We start from the raw sequence: 25,783 nt of genomic DNA, 5'->3' as shown, positions 1-25,783 counted from the left end.
CCGCGGCCGACGTGGTCCTGGACTCCGTGGTCCTGGATTGCATCGCCGCCCCCGTCGCCCCGGCACGGTCATCAACCCGGCCGACAGCAGCTTCGCCAACCCCGCCCTGGAACCGCGGCCCGCCGACGCTGACCAGGGGACTTGCACCGAACACCGAACCAGCAAGGAGCATCCATGCGGTACCGCACACTCGGCAGCTCGGACCTTCAGGTCTCGGAGATCTCCCTCGGCTCGTGGCTGACCTACGCCGGCGGCATCGAGGCCGACGCGACCCGCGCCTGCACCGAAGCGGCCTTCGACGCCGGCATCAACTTCTTCGACACCGCCAACGTCTACGGACAGGGAGCCGCCGAGACGGCCTGGGGCGAGATCCTCTCGGCCCACCCCCGCGACTCCTACATCCTGGCCACCAAGGTCTGGGGCCCGATGTCCGACGACCCGGCCGACAAGGGCCTGTCTCCCGCCCAGATCGCCCAGCAGATCGACGCCTCCCTCACCCGCCTGAAGACCGACTACGTCGACCTGTACCAGGCGCACCGCTTCGACCCGTCCGTGCCGATCGAGGACACCATCGAGGCGTTCCAGAAGGTCGTCGAGCAGGGCAAGGTCCGCTACCTCGGCTTCAGCGAGTGGACCCCCGAGCAGATCCAGGCAGCGATCGACATCGCCGGCCCCGACCTGTTCGTCTCCTCCCAGCCGCAGTACTCCATGCTCTGGCAGGCCCCCGAGGCCGAGGTTTTCGGCCTGTGCGCCGCGAACGGCATCTCCCAGATCGTCTGGTCCCCCCTCGCCCAGGGCGTGCTGACCGGCAAGTACAAGCCCGGCCAGCCCGTCCCCGAAGGGAGCCGGTTCGCCAGCGAGACGATGGCGGTCTCCCAGGACCTCGTCTACAGCGACGCCATCCTGGAGGCGGTCCAGCGCCTCGCGCCCATCGCCGAGCAGGCCGGGATGAGCATGCCCACCCTGGCGCTGGCCTGGGTCCTGCGCCGCAGCGAGGTCGCCTCCGCCATCACCGGCGCCTCCCGCCCCGAACAGGTCCACGCCAACGCCGCCGCCTCCGGGGTGAAGCTGTCGGACGACCTGCTGGCGACCGTCGACCAGGCCCTCGGCGACGTCCCCGTCACCGAACCCACCCTCGCCACTTCCGCCCAGGCCGGCGTCAAGCACCGCTGAGCAGACGGCTGCTGCCCGGCCGACGCCCCCCACAGCCAGAAAGCGAAGGTCTCAGCCATGACCAGCAAGATCCCCCAGATTTCCCTCAACAACGGCGTTCAGATGCCGATTCTCGGCTTCGGCGTCTTCCAGATCCCCGAAGACCAGACCCAGCAGGCGGTCGAGGCCGCGCTCGAAGCCGGCTACCGCCTGCTCGACACCGCCGCGGCGTACGAGAACGAGCGAGCCGTGGGCCGGGCCATCGCCGCCAGCGGCATCCCGCGCGAAGACCTCTTCGTCACTACGAAGCTGTGGGTCCAGGACTACGGCCAGGACAGCGCCAAGCACGCCTTCGACCGCTCCCTCGACCGCCTCGGTCTCGACCACCTCGACCTCTACCTGATCCACCAGCCCTTCGGCGACTACTACGGCGCCTGGCGGGCCATGGAGGACCTCAACAAGGACGGCCGCACCCGGGCGATCGGAGTCAGCAACTTCTACCCCGACCGGCTCGCCGACCTCATCACCCACAACGAGATCGTCCCCGCGGTCAACCAGATCGAGACACACGTGTTCTTCCAGCGCGCGGGCGACCAGAACCTGATGCGTGAGTACGGCGTCCAGCACGAGTCCTGGGGACCGCTCGCCGAAGGCGGCCAGGGCTTCTTCGACAACCCCGTGCTCGTCGACATCGCCCGCGCCCACGACAAGTCCGTCGCCCAGATCGCCCTTCGCTGGCTCATCCAGCGCGAGATCGTCGTGATCCCGAAGTCGGTGCGGCCCGAACGCATGGCAGAAAACCTCGACGTCTTCGACTTCCAGCTCACCGCCGACGAGATGGCACGCATCGCCGGCCTGGACACGGGCTGCAGCCACATCTTCGACCACCACGACCCCGAAAAGGTCACATGGCTCGGCGGAGTGCGGTTCGACACCTGATGCCGCGCCACTCCCGTAGTCACCCACCCGCAGTCCCTTCCCGGCCACCAGGTGGTCGGCCGGGGCACCGCTCGGCCCGGAGACGTACGGCACCGCTCCGTCGTCCTCCAGCCGCTTTCACAGGAAGTAACACCATGCGCCTTCGCTTCACTCACGCCGCAGCAATCCCCGTTCTCGCGGCCGTTCTCGTCTCGACCCCGTACGCGTCCGCCGCCACCGGAGGAGACCGTACGCAGCCGGTCATCACCCAAGTGAAGACCGCAGCCGCGTTCGACTTCGCCTCCGGCGACTCACCCGAGAACATCACCGTCAACCCGGACGGCTCCCTGACCGTGTCCCTGCTGGGCGTCCCCGCGAACAAGCCGCCGAAGCTGATACGCATCACCTCGTCCGGCCAGCGCACCACCCTCGTCGACGGGCACCTGGGCGATCAGATCACCGGCAACACCCGCGGCAACGACGGCACCGTCTACTACAACGTGGACTCCGACGACACCTCCCGGAACGGCACCTGGAAACTGCCCCCGCACGGCCACCCCCAGCGTCTGGCAGCCCTTCCCGATGGCCTGCCCAACGGCCTGGCCATCGATCCGGCGGGCCGTACCCTCTACGCCGCTGACAGCTACAACGGCACGGTATGGGCCGTGCCCGCCTCCGGCGGACCGGCGAAGATCTGGCTGAACGGCCCGGCGCTCGCAGCCGACCCCGACGGCTCCCTGCCGCTGGGCGTGAACGGCGTCCGCTTCCACAAGGGCGCCGTATGGGTGAGCAACTACAGCCAGGGCAAGCTGCTGAGGATCCCGGTCACCGCCCACGGGACCCCCGGCCGCGTCCACACCGTCGCCGACAACCTCCCCGACTTCGACGACTTCTCCTTCCTCAACAACCACTCCGACACGGTCTTCGCCGCGCAGAACGACCCGACTGACCGGGTCAGCGTCGTGCACCCGAACGGGACCCACGAGACCGCCCTGACCGTCGACGACAGCCTCGCCTCACCCACCACCACCGCCGTACGCGGCAATCAGCTGTTCATCGCCAATGCCGGATTCAACGCACCCCACGACGCGAAACTGCAGCGCGGAACCATCAACCTCCACGCCCTTACCCCGCATCCCCGGCACCACTGACTGGTCACTGACCGCCTATGCACAAGGGTGTTCCGGCAGTAGTCCCGTGTAGTACCGGATGTCGTCGCGATCGCCGCCGAGGCGGGCCGCCCACTCGGCCAGCGCCTCGGGCGAGGAGGCGTCGGCCAGCACGGCGGCGGCCAGGGCGGGCGGCTGCCCTGCGCGCTCGATGAGTTCCCGCCACTGCTCGGGGCGCATCGACAGATACCGCAGGCCCGGTATCCGGGCGACCACTTCGAGGTCCCGCACCGCTGCCCGGGACAGATCCAACCCGTACAGCCGGGGGCAGTCCCGCAGCGGGGCCAGGGAAACGGGCTCGGCCGACCGCACCGTCACAGCTGCCAGCGTGGGATGTCCTGCCAGCGGCGACAGCTCCGCGTCGCAGGTCACGTCCGCGTGGTGCACGGGGGTCTCCGACGCCGCGCCCGCGCCTTCCGTTCCGCCGTCCGCGCCTTCGGCGGTGTCGTCATGGTGCTCCGGCAGCCCGGCCTCGATCCACAGCTGCTCGGACGCGGCGTCGCACCTGTAGTCGCCGCGCTCCAGCGCCGCCAGTTGCAGCCTTAGCAGCTCGGTCACCGAGTCGGCGACGTACACCGGGCCGTCGTCGTGGTGCATACCCATCCGGATCACCTGGCCCGGGCGGCCGCCTTCGGCCGGATCCATGTCCACGGCCAGGAAGTCACCCCCGGTGCTCTCCGCGAAGATGATCCAGCCGGGGCGGTCGGCCGAGGCCCGCACAGTGGTGTGCGGCAGACCATCGGAGCGCACCGAACCGAGCGTGTGGTACTGCCAGGTGTCGCCCGCCGCCCACCAGCGGTCCGCGTGGTGGAAGGAGACCAGCCGGTCGAGGTCGCACCAGGGATGGCGGTCGAAGAGCCGGGAGCCGCCGTCCCCGCCGTCGCCGTCGGCCACGGCGTACAGCGCGCGCAGGTCGTCCGGGAGCGGTACGACCAGCGCCCGCTCGAAGTCTTCGATCTCCTCGGCGCTCCAGGGGGCGGGCAGCTCGTCCTCGAAGCGTTCCAGGCGTCCTGGCTCCCATCCGAAGATCTCGGCCCGCTTGCACAGGTACGCCCACAGCAGCCGCACCGCCTCCTGCGGATCTCCGGCCTGTGTCGGATCCGCGGGCCCGGCCCGCAGGTCACCGGCGTCGGGTGGCCGGAGGTCGGGCCGCAGGACGTAGACATGGCCCGGCCCTTGGGGCTGCCGCGCGATCGCCCGGCTGGTCACCGCTTCGAACCGGCCGTCGGCGTGCACCACCAGTTCGATGGCCAGTTCGTCGGCCCCGGTGTCGTCCAGCTCGAAAACCCGCTGCAACTGCTTGGGGGTCCGCATGGATCCGGGGCGCGACCTGCCGTCCGCGAGAACATTGACCACTCCGTGGCTGCCCGTGCCGTGCCGGTCGGCACGAGCGTTGATCGATGCCCGCTGCCACCCTTGGGGCGCCCCTTTGGCCATGCTGTGCGCCACTCGCCGCAGCAGCGCGGTGATCTCCGGGTTCTGCGAGCTGGTCATTCGGCTCCCCTACGGTCGCTCAGCTGGGTGTGGGCCCCATTCCAGCAGCAGCCGCTGACAACTGAGCCGCGTGGCAGACGTATGACGCCCCATCACGCCAGCCTGGGCGGCGCCCTCTTCCTCGACACCTCCGCCCTTACATTCCCCACCGGATCCCTGGCGCGTCATTGGGCGTCAGGTACAAACTGATTCCGCGGCCACCAGGCCCTGCCGCTGCGAACTTCCGGTCTCGGCTCGGCAATTGAGGCGAGGTGTCGCACGGTGGGTCGGTCAGGTCGCGGCGGTCGTACCGACGACACACGGGGGAGTTCATGACGGAGCCAGCACGCCCGGACGGCCAGTGGCCACCAGCTGACCAGCCATTCCAGGGCGGCTCGTACGGGCCCCCACCGCCGAACTTCTCGTACGGACCACCGCCCGGCTCCCCATACGGGCCACCGCCACCGCCACCGCTACCGCCACATCCGGCGGCCCCGAGGTCTCGCTGGTGGCGGCTGCTGCCGTCGGGCCGGCGCGGACGCTTCCTGCTTTTCGGTGGGGTCGGTGCGCTGATCCTGGCTCTGGTGGCCGGGCTGCTGGTCTGGAACAACACGGGCTCCGGAACACAAGAGCCGGAGGCCAAGTGGAATCTGAAGCCGTTCCGGCAGGCCCTGGCCGAGTTGGCGCTCGCCCCCGGCCTGCGGTACCAGGACTCCTCGATCACCGGTGCCATGAAGCGGGACGTCACCGTCACCGCCTCCGGCAGCCGCTTCGGCGCCACGGGCTACGGCGACAAGACACTCGACCGTGACGTCCTCCACGTGGGCGGCAAAACCTTCACCCGCTGGAAGGTGGACCCCTCCCCCGGCCAGGATGCCAAGCCCGGCACGGAGGCCCCCAGCGCGTGGTCCGCCGGGTACGAGGGCTCTTCCGGATCGGGAAAGGAGGTGGTCGAACACCGGCCGACCCCACCCGAGCTGGCGACTCAGCTTTCCAAGGCGCTGGACACGCTGGAGAGCACACCGGCTCCGGGCGAGTCCGCGCAGCGGCAGCCCCGCACCGTGAACGGCACAACCGCTCTGGGAGTGGACACCTCGGCGGGCCGTCTGCTCATCACGCGGAAGAAGCCGTACCGGGTGCTGCGCCTGGAGCCCTACCGCCCGTCGCGCTCGGGGGCGCCCTCCCCGAGCGCCGTGAGGCAGGCCGCGGCGCAGGATTCCCCCGACGAGGACCCGGCCGAGGCCCCCGAGGTGACGGGCGGTCCCCTCGAAGGCAGTGACTCCCAGGGCATGGATCTGGCCCCGGTCACCGAGGACGCCGTCGACCCGATGTTCGACACCTTGGAGAAGCAGACCAAGGAGCTCGGCAAGGCCACCGACAGCGGCATCTCCCTCACGCTCAGCGGCTCGGGGTCGGTGAAGTGCGGCTCCGGGGGCTGTACCACCAGCCACAACTTCACCGGCCAGATCACCACCAGCGCGAAGAGCCGCCTGGTGGACGGCAAGGTCACCGCCGTCATGAAGGCCTCCTTCACCATCGACGGAAAGTCCGCCGGCGGGTGCACGAGCCAGCAGGGCACCTTCGCCGTCTCCGGTACCAGCGTCTCGGGCAGCCTGTCCTGCTCCAACCAGGCCGCCGGCCCGACCTTCGCCTCGATCGAGGCGCAGAAGAAGGCGGAGGCCCGGGCGCGCTCCCGGGCCAACGGCGGCCGGCCGGTCCAGTACCGCATCCCGTACACCTCCAACGCCCTGATCACCGCCCGCGCGCTGGCGACGGTCGAGGTGAAGAAGCTCGTCGAGCGGGTGAAGCAGGAACGGAACAACAAGGACTGCGGCCGGTCCCACAGCTTCCCGGCCGGTACGAGGGTGCTCCTCGCCGACGGAACCCACCGGGCCATCGAGGACATCCGCCCCGGGGACCGGGTGGCGGCCGGCGTCCCCGGACTCCGGCGCGCCGAGGCGCGGCCGGTGACCCAGGTCTTCGCCACCGAGGGCGACAGGGACTTCACCCGGATCACCGTCAGCACCGACCGTGGGCCCGCCACCCTCACGGCGACCGACAACCACCCGTTCTGGCTGGCGGACGCCAAGCGGTGGAAGAACGCGGGCGACCTCCGGCCCGGCGACAAGCTCAGCAGCGCCGCGGGCTCGCCGCTGCCGGTGACCGCGGTCCTGGACCGGCAGGTCCGTCGGCCCACGCGCGACCTCTCGGTCGCCGGTCCCCGCACGTACTATGTGCTGGCGGGCGAGACTCCGGTCCTCGTCCACAACAACGGCGGCATACCGCAGGTCGACAACGCGCGGCTCCAGAAGATCGTCAATGCGCTGTATCACGGCCTCGGCAGTCCGAACGCGATCGGTGACGGTTCCGCGATGGCCGCCGCCAACCACGAGGCTCTGGGCGGCGCCAAGGTCGAGGGGAAGAATCATCTGTCGAGCACGGCCCAGCTGCGGGCGTCGCTCAATAACTTCCTCACCAACGACACGTACAAGCCGAAGGGCGGAAAGAAGGAGACCGTGGTCAGGTCGGCGCGGGATGTCCGGGTGGCGAAGAGCCTGATCCAGGCCATCGACGACGCGCACGAGGGCAAGTACAAGGGTGCCGCCGGTTACGAAGGGCTTCAGGGCTGCTGATGAACAGCGGTGAGCAGTTGGTACTCGATCTCGTGGGCCATGTCCCAGAGCTCGAAGACCTCTACGAAGCACACGTGTTCAACGAGAACGGCGAAGTGCTGCCGCACGTGTTCTTCTGGGACGTCACGCAAGAGGTGATGGACTCGTTTCTCGCCCCGCACGGCGGGACGTTGGACTGGCGGAAGGTCCTTGACTTCCTGGAAGACAGGATGAAAAGGGGAGTTCCCGAAGTCGACGAGATCATCGTGACCTCGTTCCTGAACTACCTTCCGTACCCGGGCAGCCCGGGACATGAGATCACCAGGTCTCTCGGCCCCGTCATGTCGCAGCGCTTCGCAAGGATCCGCCCGGCGGGATAGCGACCCCGTAGTGGCGACCCCGTAGTAAGGAGATACCGATCATCCGCACGCGACTTTCGACGACACGGCGGTCCTGACGTGGTGGCCGGCTTCCACAGTTTCCACTGGCGGAACTGCGAACTGCCCGAGGGGGAACTCGACCAGGCGCTTGACGAGCTGATGGCTCCGACCGAGGAGCAGGCGTACCTCCGCGCGTTCCGCACCCTGCTCCACAGCGGGCACACGGTCGCCGCGGGCATCGCGCTCGACCACTTCCAGTACTCCGGGGCGCTGACCCGGTTCGGCGGCGAGAGCGCGGTCGAGCGGTACGGGCCGGACGTACTCGCCGTGGCCCGCGAGCTGCTCCGCCGGCCGCCGACCCCCGAGGACGAGGACACCTCCACGGGCGCCAACCACGCCAGTGCGCTGAACGCGATGATGAACATCGCCGAAGCCTCCGACGTGGACCTCATCGCCGACGCCTTGGCGCTCGCCACCCATGCGAATGTGCGCTCCGCCGCCTGTTCGGCCGCCGCCACCGCGCTGGCCGCGGCCGGGGCGCCGAGCCCGCGGCTGGTCGCCGCGCTCGGCGCCGTGGTGTTCGACGAAAGCCTCGATGTGGACGTAGAGGAGCGCACGGAGGCCCTGCACGCGGTGTCCGAGGCGGACGGCCCCGAGGCGACGGCCCTCCTGGTCCGCGCCACCGAGTCGGGCGAGCACCGGATGCAGGTCTACGGCGCCCTCGGGCTCACCACGAACGGCCGGTTCCATGACCACCGGGAGCGTGTCGAGCGCCTGGTGGCCACCTGGCCGCAGGACGCGAAATACCCGGCGAACCTGGTGCGGGAGGCACTGACCGGGTTCCACAGCCTCCACTGGCTCGGGGCCCGGCTGGATGGCGATCCGGAGCTCGAACACGCCCACGCGGAGCTGATGTTCCCCACCGGCGACACGGACACCTACCACCGCGCCTTCCGCACGCTGCTCCACAGCGAACACCCGGTGGCCGTGGGCATCGCGCTGGACTACTTCCAGAGCTGGGAGGGGCTGGGCCACTTCCTGGACTCGGACGAGATCGAGGCGTACGCGCCCGAGGTGGTCGCCCGGGCCTGGGAGGTGTTGCGGGATCCGCCGTCGCCACCCGAGCTGAGCCCGCGGACCGGCGGAGCCGCCAACCACATCAGCGCGTTGAACGCGATCGGCGCCCGCTGGGCGGAGGCGTCCGACGCGACGCGGGTCGCCGAGGTGCTGGGGCGGGCCACCAACGATGAGGTGCGCCACAAGGCGCTGTGGGTCGCGTACGGAGTGCTGGACACGGACGAGGAGCAGGACCGTGCGGACGAGACACCGGACCGTACCGCCGAAGGGCCCGATCGTGATCGGCTTGTCGACCTCGTCAGCCGCTTCGTGTTCGACCCGTCCCTGACCGGCCACCACGAAACCGCACTCCGCGTGCTGGGCGAGGCGCTGGGGCCGGAGGCCGACCCGCTTCTGGTGCGGGCTCTGTCCAGCGACGACTGGGACATCCACGTCCAAGCGGCCTGGCAGTTGTCCCGCGCCAAACGCATCGACGCGCATCGTGAAGTACTCGAAGAAGCGGTGGAGCGCTGGCCGGTGCACATCGCGTCCTCGGGGCATGACGCCGACCTGGTCCGCAAGGCGGTGTTCGGGGGCATGCACAGCGTCCACTGGGAAGGCCGGCGGCTCGCCGACCCCGAGCTGTACCGCGCACACCGCGAACTGCGGGCGCCCAGCGGCGAGGAGACATACCACCGCGCGCTCCGCACACTGCTCGACAGCGGTCAGGAGGTGGCCGTGGGCATCGCGCTGGACCACTGGTACGACGAGAAGGGCCTTGAGCGCCACTTCGGCGAACAGGCACGCACCATCGACACCCCGCAGGTGCCGGCCCGCGCCCGCGAGGCGCTGGGGCAGCCCCCGTCACCGGCCGGCGCCAACCACCTGAGCGCGTTGAACGCGCTGCGTGTGGCGCGCTCATGGGAGCCGGGCGACGCGGCGCTGCTCGCCGGCGTGCTGCGGCAGGCCGCCGACCGCGAGGTGCGCGGCTGTGCCCTGTACACGGTCGGCGAGTTCCTCTACGCGACGAAGGCGGCGGACCTGGAGTTGATCAGCACCCTCGGAGCCCTCGCCCGCGACAACAGCCTTCCCGTACTGCAACGCACCGGCGCGCTGGGAGCGCTGAGCGATGCCACGGGCGACGCGGCGACCGAGGAGTTGGTGCGCGCCACCGGATGCGCCGAGTTGAAGGTGCAGGCCGAGGCCGCCTTGGCCCTCACGGATGAATCCCGGCTGGAGGACCACCGGGCCCTGCTCACGGAGCTCGCCGCGTCGTGGCCGACGGAGGGGGCGCCCTGGGCCGTCGATCGCGTGCGCGGCAGCCTGGAGGGCCGGGGCTGACGCGGGACTGACCCGCCACTCAGCGGGACCGGATCCCGGGCCCCGGTCCGGGCCACGGTCCGGGCCACGGTCGATGAAGGCCGGGGCCGGTCACGGGTGTTGCTACCCACTCGACCCACCCCTAAAGTGGGAGCGCTCCCACAGCCAGAATGCCTTTTCAGGGAGGTCCCCCACATGCGCTTTCAGCGATTACGGCCACGAGTGTGGGCACCCGCGGTCCTCGTGGCCGTCGTGAGCCTGACGGCCACCACCCTCACCCCCCAGGCAGGCGCCACCGGCAACCCCGGGGCGCCCGCACGCCTCGCCGCCGGCGTCGAAGACGACGGTGCCGACTGCGCCGTACAACTCCCAGGCTCCTTGACCGCCAACTCCAAGCTCCCCGACCCCTTCACCAGGCTGAACGGGACGCGCATCTCCACCAAGTCCGACTGGCGATGCAGACGAGCCGAGATCAAGAAGCTGGCGGAGAAATACGTCTACGGCGAGAAACACACGAAACCCGCCGGCGTCACGGGCACGGTCTCGAACACCAACATCACGGTGAACGTGACCGACCAGGGCAAGAGCTCCAGTTTCTCCGCGAAGGTAGAACTGCCCAGTGGTTCCGGCCCCTTCCCGGCCGTCGTGGTCGTGGGCGGATTCGGCGCGGACACCGCCACCATCAAGGCCTCCGGCGCCGCCGTCATCAGCTATGACCCCCTCGCGGTCGGCCGGGAGGGCACACCACGGAACAACAAACAGGGCGCGTACTACAGCATCTACGGCTCGCAGAGCAGCACCGGAGTGCTCATGGCCTGGGCCTGGGGGGTGAGCCGGATCATCGACGTCATCGAGCAGTCGGGCGGCAACATCCTCAAGGCGGACGCGATGGGCGTCACGGGATGCTCGCGGTACGGCAAGGGCGCCTTCGCCATCGGCGCCTTCGACCAGCGGATCGCCCTGACCATGCCGATCGAGTCGGGTACCGCGGGCGCTCCCATCTTCCGCGGGATTCCAGGAGAGAGCGGCTCGCAGCCGCTGAGCAGCGCCTACTCGGAGCAGCCGTGGCTGGGCGACGCGTTCGGCTCCTTCACGGGCAACCCGGCCACGCTGCCGCTGGACACGCACGAAATCGTGTCCATGGTGGCGCCGCGGGGGCTCTTCATCATGGAGAATCCGCACATCGACTGGCTGGGCGCCAGGTCCGGGAGCGTGGCGGCCCTGGGCGGGGCGGAGGTCTACAAGGCGCTCGGCGCAGGGGGCAACATCACCTACTGGTCCGACATCCAGGACGGCAACCACTGCGCCGTCAGGTCGGAGTGGAAGGCCCCTTTGCAGCAGAACATCCAGAAGTTCCTGCTGAAGACGGGCAGCGCTCCCGGCGTGATCAGGATCTCGGGCAAGAAGCCGGGCAACCTGTCCGAATGGAGAAACTGGCAGACTCCGACCCTCACCGATCAGCCCTGAAACACCAGCCGAGGCTGAGCCGTTGGTGACCTCTGTTCTCTTCGGCCGGTGTTCTCTTCGGCCGGCTGCCGACGTCTCATCCGCGCTCGCGGAGGTACGCCTCCAGCTCGGCGGCCCCGGTCAGCATCGCCCGCCCGCGGGCGGACAGCCGACCGCGCCAGTCGCACAGGGCGGCCTCCAGTGGCTCCAGCCCGCCGGCCGCCCGCACCTGGGCAATCAGCGGGGCGATCTGCTCCAGCAGGTAGCCGCCCCGCCTGAGCTGGTGGGCCAGCCGGGCGTCCCGTACGGCGGCCTCGTCGTAGACGCGGTACCCGGTCAGCGGGTCGCGGCCCGGGCGCACCAGCCCGGCGCGCTCCCATTTGCGCAGCGTCGCCGGCCGGATTCCGAGCTTCCCTGCCAGCGGCCCGATGAACGTGCCGCCGGGCCGGGACACCCCGGCCGGCTCGGATCCCGCGCCGGGTTCGGACGCCGTGGTGGGCTCCAGGTCGCGGAGGGCGCTCTCCACGGCCTGGAGTGTCCGCCGGTCGTCGAGGAGCTGGGCGTGACTCTCGTCGATGAGGCGGAACGCCTCATCGACCGCGCCCTGGTTCACGGCCCGCATGATCGACGTCGCCGTCTGGTGGCTGTGGCCGGGCACCAGGGCGAGGAACGCGTCCAGGGCCCGCGCGTGCAGCGGGGTGTAGGTGCGGTAGCCGTGGGGTGTGCGACCGGCTGCCGGAAGGATGCCGGCCTCCTCGTAGTTCCTGATGGCCTGCGTGGACAGACCGTGCCCGCGCGCCAGGTCAATCGGCCTGAGCTGCCTGCCGTTTTGAAGGTTTCGTCCCACGGGCCCGACGGTATCGCGTAAAAGTCTCCACCGTAAGTTCAACGATACCGTTTAAGGCATGGCTACCGACATCAAGGACACCATCCAGACCGTCGAGGCCGCCGCCGTCATGCGGCTGCTTCCGGCCCGGCCGCGGCTGCTCGCCCTGGGCGAGCCCACCCACGGCGAGGACACGCTGCTCGACCTGCGCAACGAGCTCTTCCGGCAACTCGTCGAGCAGGAGGGATACCGGACGATCGCGATCGAGAGCGACTGCCTGATGGGCCTGGTCGTGGACGACTACGTCACCTCGGGCACGGGCACTCTCGACGAGGTCATGGAGCGCGGATTCAGCCACCCCGACCTGGGGTTGAGCACCTCTGCGGCCAACCGCGAGCTCGTGCGCTGGATGCGCGCCTACAACGACGGCCGGCCCGCCTCCGAGCACCTCCACTTCGCCGGTTTCGACGGCCCGCTGGAGATCACCGGCGCCGCGAGCCCCCGACAGGCCCTCACCGCACTCCACGGCTACCTCGCGGCCCGGGTGGACGCGGACCTGCTCCCCTGCACCGCGGAAACGCTCGACCGCCTGCTCGGCGCCGACGACCGGTGGACCAATTCCGCCGCGATGATGGACCCATCCCAGTCCGTGGGGCAGTCGGCCGAGGCCAGGGAGGTGCGGCTGCTCGCCGACGACCTGGTGGCACTGCTGGACGCACAGACCCCGCACCTGATCACGGCGACCTCGCGGGACGCCTGGGACCGGGCGCGCCTGTACGGACGCACCGCCACCGGCCTGCTGCGCTACCACTACTGGATGGCCGACACCTCACCGAGCCGCATGACCCGGCTGTGCGCGCTGCGGGATTTGATGATGGCCCACAACCTCCTCGCCGTCGCCGCTCGGGGCCCGGCACTCATCCACGCCCACAACTCCCATCTCCAGCGGGAGAAGAGCACGATGCAGATGTGGGAGGGGCCGGTGGAGTGGTGGAGCGCCGGTGCGCTGGTGAGCGCCCAACTCGGCGAGGGGTATGCCTTCGTGGCCACGGCCCTCGGCACCATCCGGCACCAGGGCGTGGACACCCCGCCCCCGGACACCGTCGAAGGACTCCTGTACGCGCTCCCGGAGGACCGCTACCTCGTCGACGCCTCCCGGATGGCCACCGCCCTCGGCGACACGCCGCCCGCCCCTCGCGTGTCCCCCTGGTACGGCTACTCCGCACTCGACCCGGCCCACCTGGCCGGATACGACGGGATCGTGTTCGTCAAGGACCTCCCGCAGCACGAATTGGCCGGCTGACGTGCGCCGGCGGCCGGGAGACGCAGGTCACATCCGTCCATGTCACAGGGGGTCGGGCTACCTCGTCTCAGGGGTGTAGCCACTGACGACCACAGAGGAGCACACCATGGACGCGCGACTGAACTACTTCGCCGACCCGACCGCCGGCAAGGCCCTCAAGTACGTGATGTCGGCGGGCAGGGCGCTCAAGGACTCGCCGCTGCCGGCCGCGACGCAGGAACTGGTGGCGCTTCGCGTAAGCCAGATCAACGGCTGCGCCGTCTGCATCGACATGCACACCAAGGAGGCCGCCGCCGCCGGCGAGACCTCGGTGCGGCTGAACCTGGTGGCGGCGTGGCGGGAGGCCACGGTCTTCACCGAGGCCGAGCGTGCCGCGCTGGAGCTGGCGGAGGAGGGGACCCGGGTCGCGGATGCGGCCGGTGGGGTCAGCGACGAGGTGTGGGCGCACGCCGCCAAGCACTACGACGAGGGGCAGCTCACCGCCCTGGTGCTCATGGTCTCCTTCATGAACATGGTGAACCGGCTGAACATCATCACCCAGCAGCCGGCCGGCGACTACGAGCCCGGGCAGTTCCACTGATCGGCATCGGCACCTGAGGAGGAGAGTCGGCGTGAGCAAGGTCGAGGAGTTCGAGGAGCTGCGGCCGCTGCTGTTTTCGATCGCCTATCGGATTCTGGGCAGTGTGGGCGAGGCCGAGGACGCGGTACAGGAGACATGGCTGCGCTTTGACGGCTCGGCGACCCGGCCCACGTCGACCAAGGCCTTTCTGTCGGCCACGGTGACGCGGATCTCGATCGATGTACTGCGCTCCGCGCGGGTGCGGCGGGAGGAGTACGTGGGCCCGTGGTTTCCCGAGCCGCTGCTCGCCGACCCTTATGAGGATCCGGCGCGGTCGGTGGAGCTGGCCGACTCGGTGTCGATGGCGGCGCTGCTGCTGCTGGAGCGGCTCAGCCCGCTGGAGCGGGCGGTGTTTGTGCTGCGGGAGGTGTTCGGCTTCGGGTTCGACGAGGTCGCCGCGGCGGTGGGGCGGTCGGAGGCGGCGTGCCGGCAGCTGCTGGTGCGGGCACGGCGGCATATGGACGCCGGGCGGCCGCGCTTCGAAGCGGTCCGCAAAGAGCGGGAGGAACTGGCGTCGCGGTTCTTCGACGCCCTCCGCGAAGGCGACATCGCCGGCCTGCGGGAACTGCTCGCCGCCGACGTGTCGATGGTCGGCGACGGCGGCGGCAAGGCCCCGCAGCTGGCCAGGGCCGTCGCCGGCGCCGAGAACGTGGCCCGGCTGCTTGTCTCCGTCTTCCCCTGGATGGCCCGGGTCGATGTGACGTTCGAGCCACACGAGGTCAACGGCCAGCCGGGCGCGATCTTCCGCGACCGGGACGGCAAGGTGCTCAACACCCTGGCGCTCGATGTGCTCGACGGGCAGATCCAGACGATCCGCTCGGTGATCAACCCCGACAAGCTCGGGCACGTGGGCCCGGTAGCGGACGCCTGGGCAGTCCACCGTGAAGTGAAACAGGCACGCCGCCCCACCGAATAACCACCACAGCCGACCGCACCAGAGCACTTCGCCGTCCCGGCGGATCGCTCACCGCGTCCCGACGTCGTGAGCGGTGCCGTCGGCGATGGCCTGGAGCTTGTCCGGGTTGGCCACGTTGTGGATGGCGGTGATGCGGCCATCGGCGTCGAAATCGAAGGTGACGGTGGCGATCACACGGCCCGATCCGCTGAACACCATGCCCGGTCCGCCGTTGATCTCGACGAGTTCGGCTTTCATGTCGGCAGGCTCGACGCCCTGGTAGGTGACGGTGCCGATGGCCGAGAACCAGGCGGCCACCGTCTGTGCCCCCGTGACCGGGCGCAGGGCCTGGCGGACCTTGCCGCCGCCGTCGGTCCACAGGGTGACGTCCGGGGACAGCAACTCCATCAGCGCGTTGACGTCACCACCGGTCGCGGCGGCGAAGAACCGCTCGGTGACCTCACGCTGCCGCGACCGGTCCGCGGCGAAGCGCGGCCGCCGGGCCCGCACATGCTCACGAGCGCGGTGTGCGGCCTGGCGCACCGCGGCTTCGGAACGCTCCACCGCCTCCGCGATCTCGGCATGGCTGAAGTCGAAGACCTCCTTCAGCACGAACACCGCGCGCTCCAGCGGACTCAGCGTCTCCAGCACCACCAGCATCGCCATCGACACCGACTCGGCGTCGGTCACGACGTCGGCGGTGTCGCCGCTGGTGAGGATCGGCTCCGGAAGCCACGGCCCCACATAGGTCTCGCGCTTGTGCCGGGTGGAGCGCAGCCGTTCCAGCGCCAGGTTCGACACGATCCGCGTCAGGTACGCCTTGGGGTCGGCCACGTGCGAGCGGTCGGCGGCCGACCACTTGATCCAGGCGTCCTGCACCGCGTCCTCGGCATCGGCGGCGGTGCCGAGGACGCGGTAGGCCACCGAGAACAGCAGGTTGCGATGGCGGTGGAACACCTGCTGGCCGAGGTCCGCGTACGGGTACGGATTCGGATTCGGGTCGTTCATCGTGCGTCCCGGACCCGGGTGAAGCGGCCGCCGCGGGGCCAGAACGCGCCCGAGGCGGGCATCTTCTTCATACGGCCGTAGGTCGGCCAGGGCGAAGCGGTCACCGTCTCCTTATAGCGCGCCGCCACGCGGCCGGTCAGATATATCCGCCGCGGGCTGTCGTCGGGGCGGGTGAACTGCACCACCGCGTCGTGCCGGCCCAGGCTCACCGGGGTGTGGTAGTAGCCGAAGCGGAACGGCTTGGGCTGCTTGCCCTTCAGCTCACGGACGATCGACACCGCGGCGTGCACACCGGTCGGCATGCCGCCCTGGCAGGTGCCGTGCATGACGCCGTAGCCCTGACGGATCGCGGCCGCGTCGCCCACGGCGTACACCTCCGGGTGCGACACCGACCGCAGCGCGGCGTCGGTGACGACGCGGCCGCGCTCGTCGACGGTCAGCCCGGCGGCGGCCGCCAGTGGCGACACCCGCGTACCGCTGGTCCACAAGACCGCATCGGCGGCGACGCTCTCCCCGCCCTCCAGCTCGACCGCGTCCGGCAGCACCTTCACCACCTCGACCCCGCAACGCACCTGGACTCCCAGGCGTTGAAGCGCGGACCGCAGATACGCCTTGGCCTTCGGGTTCATGGCCGCCCCGGGCTCGCCCCGGCCCAGCAGCACGACCTTCAGCTCCGGGTGCCGCTCGGCGATCTCGGCGGCCGACTCGACGCCGGTCAGCCCGCTGCCACCGACCACCACCGTGCCGCTGCCGAGCCGGGCCAGCCGGTCGGCCAGCACCTCGGCGTCCTGGGTGCTGTTCAGGGTGTACGCGTGGCCCTCGACGCCCGGCACCGCCGCCGTGTCGGCCACGCTGCCCAGTCCGTACACCAGTGTGTCGTAGTGCAGGACCCGGTCGTCGTCGATCCGCACGGTCTTCGCGTCCGCGTCCACCGCCGTCACCCAGCCGCGCAAGAACCGTGCGCCCGTTCCTGCCAGCAGATCCGGGATGCTCAGCTCGGCGAGCCGCTGCCCGCTCGCCGTCATGTGCAGCCGCAGCCGCTCGGCGAACCTCTCCTGCGCGTTCACCAGGGTCACCCGCACCCCCTCGTGCCGCCCCACCCGAGCCGCGAGCTGAACGGCCGCGGACATGCCTGCGTAACCCGCTCCCAGGATCACCACGCGGTGGGTGGTCGCCATGTCTGCTTGGTGCTGTGCGTCGCTCATCGTTTCGCCTTCCCCGGCATGCCCGGTTTCCCCGGCTTCCTGCTGACGACCACCAGATGGAAGCCGCCCGCCCGTCCGTGACATGGGGTCGATGTGATGCGCGACACAGGCCACGGGCGTCGACAGCTCGGCGCCCGTGGCACGGGCGCGTCAGGGGCGCGCGGCTGACGGCTGGGTGGTGGCCGCGCCGCCCAGCCACTTCAGCCCGTCGAGCAGGAACCGGTTCTGCGTCTCGCTCGCGAAGGTGGACGACAGGGGCGTGTTGGTCGCGTAGTCCATCGCGTTGTGGCCGAAGTTCGCGTACAGCATCTTGTACGTGGTGTTCGTCCACAGGATGGGGTAGTAGCCGCTGTACCAGGACTGGTCGGGATCGGTGCCGAGCGGGAAGCTGCTCGGGTCGACGGAGGCCAGGATCTTGATGTCCGGGTTCTGCCGCAGGTCCTTCGACCAGCTGTACCACTCGCTGACGGACGAGGTGAAGAGCGCGGGCAGGTTCTTGGTGGCGGGGTGTGTCCGGTCCTCGACCTTCAGCTTGGCCGTGGTCGGCCCCCAGGTGTTGGATTTGAAGTCACCGCTGCCCAGGAACTGGTTGTGGTACCAGGACCAGCTCTGCGCCTCCGTGGTGAAGGCCGATACGTGGAACCCCATCCAGGCGCCGCCGGCCCGCATGTACCGCTCGAAGCCCGTGCGCTGGGCCGTGGTCTGCGGCAGATCGTCGAGGAACAGCACGACCTGGTAGCCGTTGACCCCGCCGTCCGCGAGCAGGTTCCAGTTGTTGCTGGCCTTGTACGTGAAGCCGTTCTGCGCCGCCTGCTTGGGGAACCAGTCGTTCGCCTCGCGGACGAAGCTGATGTGTGCCGCGTCGTAGGTGCCGTTGTAGAGGGCCAGCACCTTGAACGGCGCTCTCGCGGAGTGCGGTGTCGCGGAGTGCGCTGTCGCGTGGGCGGGGGCTGCCGTCAGGCCCAGCAGTGTGACCAGCAGGGCCAGCAGCCGCAGGGCCGCGGACACCGCCCGGGACGGTGTGGTGCGTCGTTTGTCGGGCATGTGGGCTCCTTGCCGTGTCACGGGTAGGCGACCAGGTTGGCCACGTTGGTGGTCGCGTTGGAGGGGCCGCCGCGGTCGTTGACGACGTGGCGGATGGTGCCGGTGCCGCCCAGCGAGACGGTGACCATGTCCTTGAAGCGGACGTTGGGGTTGTTCGGCGCCTCGATGGCGTGCTCGGCGGTCACGCCCGGGTTGACGTTGAAGTAGCAGTAGCTGCCGAAGCCGTACCCCTGGTGGCTGGTGACGGAGTCGGCGACCTTGTACGCGGCGTAGCCCTGGCTGGAGCCGTTCATCCAGGCCGCCTGGTTGGGCGGGTCGTAGGGCATCTCGTTCTGGTAGAAGTACGTGCGGCCGCCGTTGCCGTTCCAGATCGTCTGGTGCTTCTGATAGTGCTCGACGAAGAGGCCGTACATGGTGACGTCGTCGCCGTTCACGACGAGCCCGGTGTCCGCCGTGTTGCTGGTCCAGCCGACGCCGTTGCCGTGGTCGGCGCGCCAGATCCACATGTGGTCCCCGATGACGTTGTCACTGTTGACCACGAGACTCGTGGTCGCCTTGCCGACGCCGCTGCCGCCGACCCGGAAGTACACGTCGTGCAGGGAGGTCGGGTTGGCCGCGTGGGAGGCGGAGGCACCAGTGGGCCCGACTTCCATCAGAGTGCGCGAGTTGGTCGTCCCCGCGTCGAAGAGCAGGCCCGCGATCTTGACTCCGTCGACGTCCGCGACGGTCATGGCGGTGATGCCGTTGTCCGGGATGAAGGTGGCGAGGCCAAGACCCAGCACCACGGTGTCCGCGCGGGTCACCTTCAGCGTCTCGTTGAGGTGGTAGACGCCGGGGGTGACCAGGAGGTTCTTGCCCGCGGCCAGGGCCGTGTTGATCTGCGCCGCGGTCGCCCCCGGCTTCACGACGTAGAAGTCGTCCAGCGGGAGCGAGGTGCCGGGGGCGCTGCCTCCGGCCCAGCTGGTCGCCGAGGAGTCGGTGCGCGTGGACGGCGCGAACACCTTGTACGCTCCGGCGCCGTCCACGTACAGGAACGGCTTCTCGCGGGACACCGGGGTTCGCTCCACCGTGGTGTACGGGGGGTTGGGGAAGCTGTTGCCCGGCACGCCCTGGCTGCCGACGAAGACCATGTTCCAGTTGGATCCGCTCCAACTGCCGAGCTGCGCGTTGCGGGTGAGCCATTGCTGCTGGCTGCCGGAGCGCACCTGCCCGTCGATCTTGCTGTCGGCCAGGTAGCCGCCGCTGGACCAGCCGCCGTCGTCCAGGGCGAGGTTGCCGCGCAGATGCATCCGCCGGTACGGGGCGGCCTGGGAGACCGCCCACCGGTCGGTCCCGCCATTGGGGGTGACCGACAGGTTCTCGGCACCGCGCCAGAAGTTCTGGGTGGCGTTGCCCTGGAACCAGTCGGCCTCGGCGTGCACCGCGCCGTTGACGGTCACCGCGTCGGGTGACTGACCGAGCCCCAGGACCTGGGTGTAGAAGCCGACGTTGACGTCGTTGCTGTAGGTGCCCGGCTTGAACATCACCGCGTAGCGCTGGGAGCCGAACTGGTTGGTCTCCTGCTGCTGGAAGATGGAGTTCAGCCGGCTCTGGATCGTGGACGACGGCATGGACGGGTCGAAGACGACCACGTTCGGGCCGAGGTCCACGTCACCGGGCGGGGCGGACACGGGCGCCACCTGCCATCGCTGGGCCGCGGTCCCGTTGCAGGTGTACTGCGCCAGTTGCACGCTGTCCGCGCTCGACGCGGAGGGAACGTCCAGGCATTTGCCGCTGTGCCGGTTGACGAAGTGGTAGGCACCGCCGCCTTCGTCCACGGCCTGCCACTGCTGGTTGTCGCCGCCTCCGTAGGCCCACAGCTGGAGGGGGGCGTTGTCGGCGGTGGACACATCGGTCACGTCGACGACCTGATTGGCGTCGTTGCGATTGTTGATCCGCACGTAGCCGTCGCTCGTGGTGATGAAACTCCACTGCTGGGCCGTGGAGTTGTTGCAGCCGTACTGCTGCACGGCGGTGCCGTTCGCGGTCCCGGCGGACCGGGCGTCCAGGCACTTGCCACTGCCGCTGTTCACGACGGTGGCCCACCCGCCAGGCAGGGCGTCGGCTGCCCGGGAAGGGGCGGCGGCGGTCAGAAGGGACGCGGCCGACAACGCGACCAGGGTGGCTGCTGTCCAGGGGCGAACGTGACACAAGGCTCGGAGCACGGGTCCTCCTGTGCCGAGGGGGGCAGCCGGCGGATGGCCGGTGGCGATGGGTGAACCTAAAGGTCTGAACCAAGGACGTCAAGAGATGAAGCAGGCAAAGGTCTCTCCCGGGGTTCACCCCAAAAGACTTGAACGCGCCGCGGCGGCCGCTCTCCCGGGCAGCCTGCCTCATGGCTAGAGTCGCGATTTCCCATCGTCCACGTGAGGGCTCATGACGAACACTTACTCACCCATCCCCGAACTGAACCTGCTCCGGGAGTTCGAAGACGGCGTCGACGACTTGTACGCCGCCGGGTTCTCGCTGGACGACCCGTTCGGACGCGACAACACATTCCTGAAGGACCCGGAGCTCGAAGACCGCCTGATCCTCTTCGCCGAGGCCAACGCCAGCGGCTCGCTCTACGCCCTGTGGCGCATCGACGACCGGACCGACCTGGCCACCCTCCCCGTCGCCCTGCTCGGCGACGAAGGCGGAATCCATCTCGTCGCCCGCAATGTGCGGGAGTTCCTCCAGTTCCTCGCGTCGCTGGAAGAGGAGCCCTGGAGCGACTGGGACGACGGTGGTGTCGGCTTCCGCCGCAGCGAGCCGACCCCCTGCCGGGCCGAGTACCTCGCCTGGCTGGACAGGCACTTCGGCCTGGGCCCGCTGGAAGACGCGTACGACAGCGTCGAAGCGGCCCTCCTGGAGCTGGGAAAGGCATTTACGACCTGGATATTCCCCCTGATCCCGGAGGCCGTGTACTCACCCTGCCATGAGCTGAATCTCCTGCGGGAGTTCGAGGAGGAGATCGAGGAGGACTACGCGGCCGGCTTCGGGCTGGCGGTGGAGTACGGGGAGTACGGATACGGCGAAGCGCCGGAGAATCCGGAGCTCGCCGACCGCTTGGTTCCCTTCGCACTGGCCAACAGCAGTGGCTCGCTGTACGCCCTGTGGCGCATCGACGACCGGACCGACCCGGCCACCCTCCCCGTCGCCCTGCTCGGCAAAGAAGACGGAATCCACCTCATCGCCCGCGACGTGCGGGAATTTCTCCAGTTCCTCGCATCGCTGGAAGGCGAGCCCTGGTACGACGGCGGCCGTATCGCCTTCCGCCACGGCGAGGCGAGCCCCGGCCGCGAGGAGTACCTCGCCTGGCTGGACCGGCACTTCGGACTGGCCCCGCTGGATGACCCGGGAACCGTCGTCGAAGCGGCCCGGGCGGAGCTGGGGGAACGGTTCACGACCTGGCTCGCTCCACGATCCGGCCGCCCCCTAACCTGAGCGTCTCACCTGCCGCCATGCCCGGATCCTGAGCCGAGGAGTACCAGTGAGCCGCCGCCTAGTTTCCATCGTCACTCCTGTGCACGGACCCGCCGTGTCCCTTTTGCCGGAAGCATACGCGTCGATCGCTCAGCAAGAGCTTCCCGAAGGCTGGGAATGGGAGTGGTTGGTGCAAGAAGACGGCGAAGGCGTCAACGCCGCCGCACATCTTCCCGGCGATGACCCCAGAATATCTATCGATTTTTCGCGTCACGGTGGCCCTCAGGTCGCACGAACGATGGCGTTCGCCCGCAGCTGCGTTTCCGGGGAAAGCGAGTTCATCAAGGTTTTTGATGCGGATGACCGCCTCGCGCCGGGCGCGCTCGCCCGGGATATCGACGTCCTGACCCGTTATCCAAGGGTGGGATGGACCACGTCGCGCGCGCTGGACCTCCTCCCGGACGGGTCGACCGTGGGTTTCCAGGGAGACCCTGAAAAGGGCTTTCTGGCGGCTGGAAGTGTTTGGCAGTACTGGCAGGTCAACAAACGGGCTCAGGTCCACCCCGCGACGCTCTGCGCCCGCCGTGAACTCATACTGGTCCTCGGTGGGTGGATGGCGTTGCCGGCGTCGGGCGACACAGGCCTGCTCCTCGGGCTCGACACCTTGGCCGACGGATGGTTCCACGACGAGGTCGGCCTTCTCTACCGCAAGCACCCCGAGCAGATCACGCAACATCCGTTCCACGCCCAAGGATCGGAGTGGGAGGCCCGCATGTGCGTCATCGAACAACACATCCAGGCGCTCCGTGCCATGACGCGCCCGCAGCGGAAGGGCTACAACCCGGTGGGGGCGCCGCCCAAGTAGTGGAAGCCGGGGCGCGGGTGCATCAGGAAGTCGTGGTGCGAGATGTTCCACGCGTACGCGCCCGCCAGCGCGAACGCCACCCGGTCCGCCACCCTCAGCTCCGCGACCGGCACCCGCCGCGCCAGGACGTCCTTCGGCGTGCACAGCTGCCCGGCCAGGGTCACCGGCTCGTCCCGTACGCCGGGGCGTGGCCACGGGCGGGTCCAGGTGTCGGTGGGGAGCACGGCGAAGGGGTGGTCGTGGCCCTTGGCGGCGGGGGTGCGCAGGTGGTGGGTGCCGCCGCGCAGGACCGCGAAGGCCTCGCCGCCGCTGTGCTTGAGGTCGAGGACCTCGGTGACATACCAGCCGCAGTAGACGGTCAGCGCCCGGCCCGGCTCGATCCGCAGGGTGAGATCCGGGTTCCGCCCGGCGATTTCGGCCAATCCCCTGCCGTACGCGGCCCAGTCGAAGCGGCTGTCGGGGCGGGCGTAGTCGACGCCCATCCCGCCGCCGACGTTCACCTCGGTGAGCGCCAGGCCATGGCGGGCGGACAGGGCACGGGTCCAGTCGGTGACGCGGGTGGCGACCGCGAGGAGGGCGGGGGCGCCGAGGCCGCTGGCGAGGTGGGCGTGGATGCCGCGCAGCCGGAGGGGGCCGCCCGGCGTCAACAGAGGGAGGCAGCGTTCGACGATGTGGTCGGGGTCGAGGCCGAAGGGGCTCGGGCGGCCGCCCATGGCGAGCGCTGCGGAGCCCAGGGCGTCGTCGGTGAGGGGGAGGTTGACGCGCAGCAGGATGTCCGCCGTGCGGCCCTCTTCGTGGGCGAGGGCGGCCAGTTGGCGCAGCTCGTGCTCGCTCTCCACGTGGAAGCGCGCCACGCCCAGCTTCAGCGCGCGGCGCAGCTCGGCCTCGGTCTTGCCGGGACCGCCGAAGGCCGACGGGTGTCCGGGGACGGCCTCGCGTACGTGGGCCAGCTCGCCGCCGGAGGCCACCTCGTAGCCGGTGACGTGGGGGGCGAGGGTGCGCAGGATCTCGGGGGCCGGGTTCGCCTTCGCCGCGTAGTACAGCTCGACGGCGGGCGGCAGGGCGGCCCGTACGGTCCGCGCGTGTGCGGCGAGGGCGGCGAGGTCGTAGACGTACGCGGGGAGGTCGTCGCCGGTCAGGGTGTCGGCGAGGGCGGCCACGGGGGCCGTGAGGGGCGTGGCGACGGGCATGGTGGTCATCGGGGGCTCCCGGGGGCGACGACGCAGGCGGCCTCGGACAGCAGGTCCGAGGCGAGTGGGCTGACGATGCGGACATAACCCGCGTGGCGGTCGGCCTTGCGGGCCCAGCGGGTGAGCAGGTTGGCCTTGGCGGGCAGCGGGACGCCCGCGGTCAGGGCGCGGAGGGCGGGCGGGTCGTCATGGGCCGCGCCGCACTCCTCCAGGACACGGCGGACCGCCGACCACAGCTCGGGCTCCAGGCGAGGGTGGCGGTCGGCGAGGGCGGCCAGCATCTCGGCGAGGTGGTTGACCAACAGGCAGTACACGACGCGGTCCCAGCCGCGCTCGCGGTCGTACGTCATGGGGCCGGCCAGGGCGGGGGGCAGCGCGGCGAGGGCCGCCGCGTGGTGTTCGGGCAGCAGCTTGGTGCCTTCGAGGTCGCGGAAGAGGACCTGGCGCGGCAGGCCGGAGGGGTCGACGCCGACGACGACGTTCTGAAGATGGGGTTCGAGGACGACGCCGTGGTCGAAGTAGGCGGCCAGGACGGGCGGCACGAGCAGCGACAGGTACGCCTCCCACCAGGCGAGCGCGTGTCCGGGCCCGGTGTCGCCGAGCAGCTGGGCGACCCGCGCCCCGCCGGGGGCCGGGTACTCGTCGGCGACGGCGGCCGCGAGCAGCCCGGTGAGCCCGGGGCGCAGCCGGGTGGCGAGCCCCTCGCGCACGATCACCCCGAAGCCCTCGATCAGCTCCCGCTCGCCACCGAGGTCCAGCGTCCGGTACGCGGGCTCGCGCAGCAGCGCGGTGCCCGGGAAACGGGCGGCCAGGTCGGCGGCGACCGGCTCCAGCAGCCGGGTCAGTGCGACCGCTCCGGACAGCTCGTACTCGGCGTTCTTGCGCAGGCAGTTGGTGATCCGGACGTTGAGGCTGAACTTCAGGAAGTCCCGTCCGTCGTAGAGCGTGCGGACGGACGCGGTGGGCGCGAAGTCCTGCCCGCCGGGGCCGAGGTCCAGTACGTCGCCACGCCCGGCCGCCGCCCGCAGCGCGGGGTGGTCGCGCAGCATGGCGTACTGCCAGGGGTGCACGGGCAGCAGGCGGTAGCCGTCGGGCACGGGGCGCTGCCGGTCGAGGGGCGCGAGGGCCGCGGTGGACACTGACTCCTCGCGTACGTGCTGCCGCCGTACGGCGAGGTGGTGCAGGGGAAAGCGGGCGCCGGTCTCGGGCGCGAAGCGGGCCCAGGAGTCGGCGCTGCCGGAGCGCGCCTTGGGGGTGGGGTGGAAGCGGTGGCCGAAGAGCAGCGACTGCTCGGAGGCGAGGTAGGCCAGATGCGGGTCGCCGGCGGTGGTGTGCGGGGCCGCCGTACGCTCGCGGCTCTCCAGCGCCACCGTGACGCCCGCGTGGCTGGAGGCCACCTGAACGAGGAATTCGTCGTTGCGCACGCCGGTGCGCAGCCACAGCTCCCGGTGGATGTACTCGGCGAGCGTCTGCCAGGACACCTCGGCCCACGCGCCGTCCCGCTCCTCGGTGACCGGGCCGGTGAACCGGTGTGCGCCGATGAGGGAGGTGCGGCGCAGTGCGACGCGCAGCAGCACGCCGCAGCGGGGCAGCCGCAGCCGCAGGTGGCCGTCGGCCACGACGGTCTGGTGTTCCGGCCCGGACACCTCGCGGAGCAGGCAGTTGAGGAGGGTGTGGGCGACGACGTGGTCGGCGCGGGCGGCAGTGTCCGTGTCGGTGTCCATGTCGGTGTCCGTGTCCGATGGGGAGAGGGACGTGGTCATGAGGCGACTCCAGCGGGTGCGGAGGGGGTTGCTGAGGGGGCTGCTGAGCTGACGGGGGCTGTCAGTGTCGCGACAGCGAGGGCCACCGCGGCAGG

Annotated in this window: 19 protein-coding genes and 1 pseudogene; 12 read left to right on the top strand and 8 right to left on the bottom strand. The window is 70.2% G+C overall.

Annotated features, from left to right (window positions below; all coding sequences use genetic code 11):
- Positions 1–174 precede the first annotated feature (174 nt).
- The 3 genes from ACWY4P_RS42290 to ACWY4P_RS42280 all read left to right on the top strand — a co-directional run bounded on the left by ACWY4P_RS42290 (position 175) and on the right by ACWY4P_RS42280 (position 3,221).
- Positions 175–1,173 carry an aldo/keto reductase family protein gene (locus ACWY4P_RS42290; protein WP_456206140.1) on the top strand — a complete coding sequence of 333 codons (999 nt, stop codon included), beginning with the start codon at positions 175–177 and terminating at the stop codon, positions 1,171–1,173.
- 57 nt (positions 1,174–1,230) lie between these two features.
- A complete protein-coding gene (locus ACWY4P_RS42285) occupies positions 1,231–2,091 on the top strand; it encodes an aldo/keto reductase (protein WP_456206139.1) in 861 nt (286 codons plus the stop codon).
- Between the two features lie 134 nt (positions 2,092–2,225).
- Positions 2,226–3,221, top strand: a complete 996-nt coding sequence (locus ACWY4P_RS42280) for an SMP-30/gluconolactonase/LRE family protein (RefSeq protein WP_456206138.1) — start codon at positions 2,226–2,228, stop codon at positions 3,219–3,221.
- A 15-nt stretch (positions 3,222–3,236) separates the two neighbouring features.
- Here the strand turns inward: ACWY4P_RS42280 and ACWY4P_RS42275 are convergent, their stop codons facing one another.
- Positions 3,237–4,733: an SMI1/KNR4 family protein gene (locus ACWY4P_RS42275; protein WP_456206137.1), complete on the bottom strand. Its 1,497-nt coding sequence runs from the start codon at positions 4,731–4,733 to the stop codon at positions 3,237–3,239.
- 563 nt (positions 4,734–5,296) lie between these two features.
- Here ACWY4P_RS42275 and ACWY4P_RS42270 point away from each other — a divergent pair.
- The 4 genes from ACWY4P_RS42270 (at position 5,297) to ACWY4P_RS42255 (ending at position 11,547) form a co-directional block, all read left to right on the top strand.
- Positions 5,297–7,345: a Hint domain-containing protein gene (locus ACWY4P_RS42270; protein WP_456206136.1), complete on the top strand. Its 2,049-nt coding sequence runs from the start codon at positions 5,297–5,299 to the stop codon at positions 7,343–7,345.
- Positions 7,345–7,704: a DUF7674 family protein gene (locus ACWY4P_RS42265; protein WP_456206135.1), complete on the top strand. Its 360-nt coding sequence runs from the start codon at positions 7,345–7,347 to the stop codon at positions 7,702–7,704. Before ACWY4P_RS42270 ends, ACWY4P_RS42265 begins: the two co-directional genes overlap by 1 nt.
- A gap of 81 nt (positions 7,705–7,785) precedes the next feature.
- Positions 7,786–10,101, top strand: coding sequence for a hypothetical protein (locus ACWY4P_RS42260; RefSeq protein WP_456206134.1), 2,316 nt, complete (start codon positions 7,786–7,788; stop codon positions 10,099–10,101).
- Between the two features lie 231 nt (positions 10,102–10,332).
- Positions 10,333–11,547 carry a glucuronyl esterase domain-containing protein gene (locus ACWY4P_RS42255; RefSeq protein WP_456206133.1) on the top strand — a complete coding sequence of 405 codons (1,215 nt, stop codon included), beginning with the start codon at positions 10,333–10,335 and terminating at the stop codon, positions 11,545–11,547.
- Positions 11,548–11,623: 76 nt separating this feature from the next.
- Here ACWY4P_RS42255 and ACWY4P_RS42250 read toward each other — a convergent pair whose 3' ends face one another.
- Positions 11,624–12,373: a TioE family transcriptional regulator gene (locus tag ACWY4P_RS42250; protein ID WP_456206132.1), complete on the bottom strand. Its 750-nt coding sequence runs from the start codon at positions 12,371–12,373 to the stop codon at positions 11,624–11,626.
- A gap of 58 nt (positions 12,374–12,431) precedes the next feature.
- Here ACWY4P_RS42250 and ACWY4P_RS42245 point away from each other — a divergent pair, with 58 nt between their 5' ends.
- The 3 genes from ACWY4P_RS42245 (at position 12,432) to ACWY4P_RS42235 (ending at position 15,190) form a co-directional block, all read left to right on the top strand.
- Positions 12,432–13,655 (top strand): erythromycin esterase family protein, encoded by a 1,224-nt coding sequence (locus tag ACWY4P_RS42245; protein WP_456206131.1) that lies wholly within the window; start codon positions 12,432–12,434, stop codon positions 13,653–13,655.
- 106 nt (positions 13,656–13,761) lie between these two features.
- Positions 13,762–14,235 carry a carboxymuconolactone decarboxylase family protein gene (locus ACWY4P_RS42240; protein WP_456206130.1) on the top strand — a complete coding sequence of 158 codons (474 nt, stop codon included), beginning with the start codon at positions 13,762–13,764 and terminating at the stop codon, positions 14,233–14,235.
- Between the two features lie 31 nt (positions 14,236–14,266).
- Entirely contained in the window at positions 14,267–15,190 is a 924-nt protein-coding gene (locus tag ACWY4P_RS42235; RefSeq protein WP_456206129.1) for an RNA polymerase sigma-70 factor, read from the top strand.
- Between the two features lie 48 nt (positions 15,191–15,238).
- Here ACWY4P_RS42235 and ACWY4P_RS42230 read toward each other — a convergent pair whose 3' ends face one another.
- The 4 genes and pseudogenes from ACWY4P_RS42230 to ACWY4P_RS42215 all read right to left on the bottom strand — a co-directional run bounded on the left by ACWY4P_RS42230 (position 15,239) and on the right by ACWY4P_RS42215 (position 20,618).
- On the bottom strand, positions 15,239–16,177 hold the full coding sequence (locus tag ACWY4P_RS42230) for an RNA polymerase sigma-70 factor (RefSeq protein ID WP_456206128.1): 939 nt from the start codon (positions 16,175–16,177) through the stop codon (positions 15,239–15,241).
- Entirely contained in the window at positions 16,174–17,382 is a 1,209-nt protein-coding gene (locus ACWY4P_RS42225; RefSeq protein ID WP_456206127.1) for an NAD(P)/FAD-dependent oxidoreductase, read from the bottom strand. The genes ACWY4P_RS42230 and ACWY4P_RS42225 overlap by 4 nt, the downstream gene beginning before the upstream one ends.
- Positions 17,383–17,544: 162 nt before the next feature.
- Positions 17,545–18,426 (bottom strand): annotated as a pseudogene (locus tag ACWY4P_RS42220) (ThuA domain-containing protein); the annotation flags it as partial.
- A gap of 17 nt (positions 18,427–18,443) precedes the next feature.
- Entirely contained in the window at positions 18,444–20,618 is a 2,175-nt protein-coding gene (locus ACWY4P_RS42215; RefSeq protein WP_456213241.1) for an RICIN domain-containing protein, read from the bottom strand.
- Positions 20,619–20,841: 223 nt separating this feature from the next.
- Here ACWY4P_RS42215 and ACWY4P_RS42210 point away from each other — a divergent pair, with 223 nt between their 5' ends.
- Together ACWY4P_RS42210 and ACWY4P_RS42205 are read left to right on the top strand one after the other, a co-directional pair.
- Entirely contained in the window at positions 20,842–21,891 is a 1,050-nt protein-coding gene (locus ACWY4P_RS42210) for a hypothetical protein (RefSeq protein ID WP_456206126.1), read from the top strand.
- Positions 21,892–21,937: 46 nt separating this feature from the next.
- Positions 21,938–22,735 (top strand): glycosyltransferase family 2 protein, encoded by a 798-nt coding sequence (locus ACWY4P_RS42205; RefSeq protein WP_456206125.1) that lies wholly within the window; start codon positions 21,938–21,940, stop codon positions 22,733–22,735.
- On the opposite strand, the gene ACWY4P_RS42200 is transcribed toward ACWY4P_RS42205, so the two are convergent.
- Positions 22,705–23,934 (bottom strand): type III PLP-dependent enzyme, encoded by a 1,230-nt coding sequence (locus ACWY4P_RS42200; protein WP_456206124.1) that lies wholly within the window; start codon positions 23,932–23,934, stop codon positions 22,705–22,707. The genes ACWY4P_RS42205 and ACWY4P_RS42200 overlap by 31 nt on opposite strands.
- Positions 23,931–25,688, bottom strand: coding sequence for an IucA/IucC family protein (locus tag ACWY4P_RS42195; protein ID WP_456206123.1), 1,758 nt, complete (start codon positions 25,686–25,688; stop codon positions 23,931–23,933). The genes ACWY4P_RS42200 and ACWY4P_RS42195 overlap by 4 nt, the downstream gene beginning before the upstream one ends.
- Positions 25,689–25,783 lie beyond the last annotated feature (95 nt).

It is taken from the genome of Streptomyces sp. LZ34, from assembly GCF_053890475.1.
The sequence above is the reverse complement of the archived record's forward strand: the minus strand, read 5'-3'. Positions and strand labels throughout refer to the sequence as shown.